4 protein-coding genes are annotated in these 6,950 nt (G+C 70.1%); all 4 read left to right on the top strand.

Translation table 11 applies throughout. From position 1 onward, the window contains the following. Positions 1-1,306, top strand: a 1,306-nt coding sequence (treS, locus tag ACZ69Q_RS32875) for a maltose alpha-D-glucosyltransferase (RefSeq protein WP_471048927.1), incomplete at its 5' end; no start/stop codon positions are given. Positions 1,307-1,347: 41 nt separating this feature from the next. Next, complete coding sequence (locus ACZ69Q_RS32870; protein WP_471048924.1) at positions 1,348-2,709, top strand: maltokinase N-terminal cap-like domain-containing protein; 1,362 nt, start codon at positions 1,348-1,350, stop codon at positions 2,707-2,709. A gap of 4 nt (positions 2,710-2,713) precedes the next feature. Next, entirely contained in the window at positions 2,714-4,930 is a 2,217-nt protein-coding gene (gene glgB / locus ACZ69Q_RS32865) for a 1,4-alpha-glucan branching enzyme (RefSeq protein WP_471048921.1), read from the top strand. Between the two features lie 115 nt (positions 4,931-5,045). After that, complete coding sequence (locus tag ACZ69Q_RS32860) at positions 5,046-6,950, top strand: AMP-dependent synthetase/ligase (protein WP_471048918.1); 1,905 nt, start codon at positions 5,046-5,048, stop codon at positions 6,948-6,950.

Here is a 6,950-nt window from a genome sequence, read left to right as displayed (position 1 = left end):
CCCCTACGGCGACTACTACATGTGGGCCGACGACGACAAGCAGTACGCCGACGCCCGCATCATCTTCGTCGACACCGAAGCCTCCAACTGGACCTACGACCCCGTCCGTGGCCAGTACTTCTTCCACCGCTTCTTCTCCCACCAGCCGGACCTCAACTACGAGAACCCGGCCGTGCAGGAGGAGATCCTGGCCGCCCTCCGCTTCTGGCTGGACCTCGGAATCGACGGGTTCCGGCTCGATGCCGTGCCCTACCTGTACGCGGAAGAGGACACGAACTGCGAGAACCTTCCGGCCACGCATACGTTCCTCAAGCGGGTCCGCCGCGAGATCGACGCGATGTATCCGGACACGGTGCTGCTGGCGGAGGCGAACCAGTGGCCGGAGGACGTCGTCGACTACTTCGGCGACTACTCCCGTGGTGGGGACGAATGCCACATGGCCTTCCACTTCCCGGTCATGCCGCGCATCTTCATGGCGGTACGGCGGGAGTCGAGGTACCCGGTTTCGGAAATCCTCGCCAAGACGCCGGCCATTCCCTCCGGCTGCCAGTGGGGCATCTTCCTGCGCAACCACGACGAGCTGACCCTCGAAATGGTCACCGACGAGGAACGCGACTACATGTGGGCGGAATACGCCAAGGACCCCCGCATGCGCGCCAACATCGGAATCCGGCGTCGCCTCGCGCCCCTGCTGGACAACGACCGGCACTCGATCGAACTGTTCACCGCGCTGCTGCTCTCCCTGCCGGGCAGTCCGATCCTCTATTACGGCGACGAGATCGGCATGGGCGACAACATCTGGCTCGGCGACCGCGACGCCGTGCGCACCCCCATGCAGTGGACCCCGGACCGCAACGCCGGCTTCTCCACCTGCGATCCCGGGCGGCTCTGCCTGCCGACGATCATGGACCCGGTCTACGGCTACCAGGTGACGAACGTCGAGGCGTCCATGGCCTCGCCGTCCTCGCTCCTCCACTGGACCCGCCGGATGATCGAGATCCGCAAGCAGAACCCGGCGTTCGGCCTCGGCACCTACACCGAACTCCAGTCGTCGAACCCGGCGGTCCTCGCCTTCCTGCGCGAATACGAGGACGACCTGGTGCTGTGCGTGCATAACTTCGCGCGCTTCGCACAGCCCACCGAGCTCGACCTGCGCGAGTTCAGCGGACGCCACCCGGTCGAGCTGTTCGGCGGGGTGCGATTCCCGGCCATCGGCGAACTGCCGTATCTGCTGACCCTCGGGGGCCACGGCTTCTACTGGTTCCGGCTCACCCGAGTCGCATCCCGCATCGGCAGACGACTTTGAGCGTGAGCTTCGAGCGTGTGCCGAGGAAAGGACGCGTCACCATGCAGAAGACCGCATCTCCCCGACCCACCCGTACGGTCGACGCAAGCCCCATGGCCTCGCTGGCCGGGCTGCTGCGCGAGTGGCTGCCACGCCAGCGCTGGTTCGCGGGCAAGGACCGGCCCGTCACCGACCTCGCACTGCTGTCCATGACGGAGCTGTTCCCGGGCTGTCTGCATCTGCTGGTGCACGCCGGTCACTCGGCGGTGCCCTCGCCCGGCGGCGCTCCCCCGGCCGGCGACTGCTACCAGTTGCTGCTCGGCGTTCGGCAGCATCTGTCGCCGCGCCTCGGGAAGGCGCTCATCGGTCGAGCGGAGGAAGGTCCGCTCGCCGGTCTGACGGTCTTCGACGCGCTCCAGGACCCCCGCTCGGCCCAGCTCCTCCTGGACCGGCTGCGGCACCCCGGTACGGCCGGGCCGCTGCGCTTCGAGGGGGACCCGTCCGTGTCGTTGCCGGCCGGGCTCGTGCCGCGGCTGCTGGACGCCGAGCAGTCCAACTCCTCCCTGGTGTACGGCGACTCGTACATCCTGAAGCTGTTCCGGCGCATCCAGCCCGGCGTCAATCCCGACCTGGAGCTGTCCGGCGCGCTGGCCCAGCAGGGCTGCGGCCGGGTACCGGCTCCCGTGGCCTGGTTCCGCACGACACACCCCTGGGAGGCGACGCTCGGCGTGCTTCAGCCGTTCCTGCGTGACGCCTCCGACGGCTGGACACTGGCGCTCGGTGCGCTGGCCTCCGGTGACGACTTCACCGCCGAGGCACGTCAGCTCGGGCAGGCGACGGCGGAGGTGCACCTGGCGCTGGCGTCGGCGTTCCCCTCCCGGGCGCACGCCGAGAACGGCCGAACCGCGGCGGCGATGACCGAACGCCTGGAGCTCGCCGCGCACTTCGTCCCCGCGCTCCAGCCCTATGTCCCGGGGCTGCGCACCGCCTTCGGCACCCTCGCCGCCTGCGATCCCGGGCCGCCCGCCCAGCGCATCCACGGTGACCTGCACCTCGGTCAGGTGCTGTGGGCCGGCCGGGAGTGGTTCGTCATCGACTTCGAGGGCGAACCGTCCCGCCCGCTGGCCGAGCGGCGTGGCGTGCACTCCCCGGTGCGGGACATCGCCGGCATGCTGCGCTCCTTCGACTACGCCGCGCGCCAGCGCCGGCCGTGGCGGCCGGAGTGGGCGCGCCGCTGCCGGGAGGCCTTCTGCGCGGGCTATGCCGCCCGCGCCGGCTGGGACCCGCGCACCAAGCACGGGCTGCTCCGTGCCTACGAGACCGACCGCGCCGTGTACGAGGTGCTGTACGAGGCCCGGCACCGACCCGACTGGTTGCCCGTACCTATGGCGGCGATCGAACGCCTCGCCGTGAGAGGAGCCTGACCCCATGGCCCTGCACGAGACCTCGCGGCCCGAGTCGGCCGGACCCGGCCGGCTCGCCACCGCGCCCGCCCTCGATCCGGCCGAGCGTGAACGCCTGCTGTCGGGCGCGCACCACGATCCGCACGCGCTCCTCGGGGCACATCCGGTCCCGGGCGGGATCGCGGTGCGGGCGCTGCGCCCGTTCGCGCGTGCGGTGAGCGTCGTGGTCGACGGCGAACGCACCGCGCTGGTCTCGGAGGGCGGTGGTCTGTTCTCCGCCGTACTGGCACTGGACGCGATCCCCGCGTACACGCTGCTGGTGTCGTACGCCGAGGACGGGTCGGACGAGCGTGAGGTCCATGATCCGTACCGCTTCCTGCCCGCCCTCGGCGAATTCGACCTGCACCTCATCCGCGAGGGCCGGCACGAGGAGCTGTGGAAGGCGCTCGGCGCCGAGCCGATGACCCATCAGGGCGTGGCCGGCACCCGCTTCACGGTGTGGGCGCCGAACGCGCAGGGTGTGCGGGTCGCCGGGGACTTCACCTGCTGGGACGGGACGGCGTTCCCGATGCGGTCGCTCGGGGCGTCCGGGGTGTGGGAGCTGTTCCTGCCCGGCATCGGCGAGGGCACCCGGTACAAGTTCGAGATCACCTCCCGGCACGGCCACCGCTTCCTCAAGGCGGATCCGATGGCACGCCGGGCGGAGGTCCCGCCGGACACGGCGTCGATCGTGCACGCCTCGCACTACGAGTGGGGCGACGAGCAGTGGATGGCGCACCGGGGTGACGTACCGGTGCACCAGGCCCCCCTCTCGGTGTACGAGGTCCATCTGCCGTCCTGGCGGCCGGGCCTGACGTACCGCGAACTCGCCGAGCAGCTCCCCGCCTACGTGAACTACCTCGGCTTCACGCACGTCGAGTTCATGCCGGTCGCGCAGCATCCGTTCGCCGGTTCCTGGGGCTACCAGGTCACCGGCTTCTACGCGCCCACGGCCCGCATGGGCACTCCCGACGACTTCAAGTACCTGGTCGACGCCCTGCACCAGGCAGGCATCGGCGTCATCATGGACTGGGTGCCGGCCCACTTCCCGAAGGACGACTGGGCGCTGAGCCGGTTCGACGGGGAGCCGCTGTACGAGCCCGGGGACTCGCGGCGGGCCGAGCATCCGGACTGGGGGACGTACGAGTTCGACTACGGGCGCACCGAGGTGCGCAACTTCCTCGTCGCCAACGCCACGTACTGGTGCGAGGAGTTCCACATCGACGGGCTCCGGGTGGACGCCGTCGCCTCCATGCTCTATCTCGACTACTCGCGGGAATCCGGGCAGTGGGCGCCGAACGAGTTCGGGGGGCGCGAGGACCTGGCCGCGATGACGTTCCTCCAGGAGATGAACGCGACGGTGTACCGGCGCAACCCCGGGGTCGTCACCATCGCGGAGGAGTCGACCGCCTGGGACGGGGTGACCCGGCCGACCGACAGCGGCGGGCTCGGCTTCGGGCTGAAGTGGAACATGGGCTGGATGCACGACTCGCTCCAGTACATCTCCAAGGAGCCGGTGCACCGTAAGTACCACCACAACGAGATGACCTTCTCGATGGTGTACGCCTACAGCGAGAACTACGTGCTGCCCATCTCCCACGACGAGGTCGTGCACGGCAAGCAGGCCCTGGTCTCCAAGATGCCGGGCGACTGGTGGCAGCGCCGCGCCAACCATCGAGCATATCTGGGCTTCATGTGGGCGCACCCGGGCAAGCAACTGCTCTTCATGGGGCAGGAGTTCGCACAGGGCGCCGAGTGGTCGGAAGCACATGGTCCGGAGTGGTGGCTGCTCGATCCCGGGTACGCGTCGGCCGGGGACCATGAGGGCGTGCGGGATCTGGTCGCGGATCTGAACGCCCGCTACCGGGCGACCCCGGCCCTGTGGGAGCGGGACACCGACCCGGGCGGGTTCCGGTGGGTGCTCGGGGACGCCGGCGACGACAACGTCTTCGCCTTCCTGCGGTTCGGCGCCGACGGCACTCCACTGCTGGCCGTCAGCAACTTCTCCCCCGTGGTCCGCCACGACTACCGCCTCGGCGTCCCGGATTCGGTGGTCGCCTGGCACGAGGTCCTCAACACGGACGCCGCGCGGTACGGCGGAAGCGACGTCACCAACCCCGGTCCCGTCAAAGCGGAGGACGGGCACATCCGCCTGACGCTGCCTCCGCTGGCGACGGTGTGGCTGCTGCCTGAACGGATGTGACGCCGGAGTTCTCCGTTCCCGACACCATCCGGTCCCGGCTGGGCTAGATTCGGGCAGCGCCGATAACGGAACTCATCGGTGACGTCACACCCGGTACACATCTGGAGCAGTGCACATGCGCGACCTCGGCCTCGCTCCCCCTCGCGTCACGCCCCTGATCGGCGGTCTCGCCGACAGTCTCTTCGAGACGGCGGTCGTCAACCCGACGTTGCCGATGCTCGCGCGCCGTGCCGACCCCTCCTCCACCGTATGGGAGGAGGTGACCGCCGCGGAACTGCGCGACGAAGTGGCCGATCTGGCCAAGGGGCTGATCGCGTCCGGCATCTCGCCCGGCCACCGCGTGGCCATCATGGCGCGCACCCGGTACGAGTGGACGGTGCTCAGCTACGCGCTGTGGACGGTGGGCGCCGAGGTGGTCCCGATCTATCCGACGTCGTCACGCGACCAGGTCGAGTGGATCCTGCGGGACGCCGAGTGCGTGGGCGTGGTGGTCGAGGACGAGCAGGCCGTCATGACGGTCGGCTCCGTGTGCGGATCGCTGCCGAAGCTGCGCCACGTCTGGCAGCTCGACGCGGGCGGGCTCGGGCAGCTCGTGGAGCGCGGCGAGTTCGTCCCGCTCACCACGGTCGAGTCGCTGCGCCGCATCGTGCTGCCGGACTCCACCTCGGTCGTCGCCTACACGTCCGGCACGACGGGGCGGCCCCTGGGCTGCGCGCTCAGTCACCGGAATCTGGCCAGCCCCTGCGACACTCTGCTCGCGGGCTGGGGCCACAGGGTGGTGCCACCGGGAGGGCAGGCGTCCGTCCTCGCCTTCCTGCCCTTCTCCCATGTGTACGGCCTGCTGCTCCAGACCCTGTGCATCCGCGGCGGCATGATGATGGGGCACGAACCGGACCTGCGCGAGGAGGCACTGTCGGCTTCCCTGCGCAGCTTCAGGCCCACCTACTTCTGCGCGGTGCCGTCGATCTTCGAGAAGATCTACAAGAACGCCCTGCGCGTCGCCCAGCAGGCGGGCCGGGGTGCCCTGTTCGAGCGCGCCGCCGACACCGCGCGGGACTTCGCGGCGGCCCTGGAACGGCAGCGGCTGGGCGGCGGTCCCGGACCCGGTTTCGATCTGCGGCTGCAACACGCCCTGTACGAGCGGACGGTGTACCGCAAGTTCCGCACCGCGCTGGGCGGCAGGGTGATGCTGGGGACGTCCGGCGGCTCCTCCCTGAACCGCGAGCTCTCGCTCTTCTACGAGGGCGTCGGCATCTATGTGAACGACGGGTACGGGCTCACGGAGACCAGCGGCGGCGTCACGGCACAGCCGCTGGGCCGGGAGATGTCGGGGACGGTGGGGCAGGCACTGCCGGGCATGGACATCCGGGTGGCCGACGACGGGGAGATCCTGGTGCGCGGGCCTTCGGTGTTCCAGGGCTATGTCAACGACGACGCCTCGACGCTGGCCGCGCTGCGCGGCGGCTGGCTGGCCACCGGCGATCTGGGGCGGCTGGACTCCGACGGCTATCTGACGATCACGGGGCGCAAGAAGGACGTCGTCGTCACGAGCAGCGGCAAGAGCGTCTCGCCTGCGCTCCTGGAGCAGCGGCTGAGGATGCATCCGCTGGTCCACCAGGCGGTGGTCGTGGGCGACAACCGGCCCTGTGTGGGGGCGCTGATCACCCTGGACCCGGACTTCCTGGCGTACTGGCGCGACTCCCTCGCCGTGCGCAGCGACGCGCGGATCCGGGAGGCGCGCGAGGAGAACGCGCTGCGGGAGGAGGTCGCCCGGGCGGTGGCCGCCGCCAACAGCGCGGTGTCCCGCCCGGAGTCGATCCGGGTGTTCCGGGTGCTGGCGGAGCCGTTCGACGTGGCCAGCGGTCTGCTCACGCCGTCGATGAAGCTGCGGCGGGACGCGATCGTGAGGCACTACGCGCTCCAGATCGACGCGATGTACCAGGCCCGCTCGCGCGCACCTCGGGAGCAGCTCACGGACGAGTTCGCGCACTGGGACGACACGGACAACGTCTTCGGCTGA

The organism is Streptomyces sp. NPDC036764, assembly GCF_055609385.1.
This window is presented reverse-complemented; position numbering and strand designations above follow the sequence as displayed.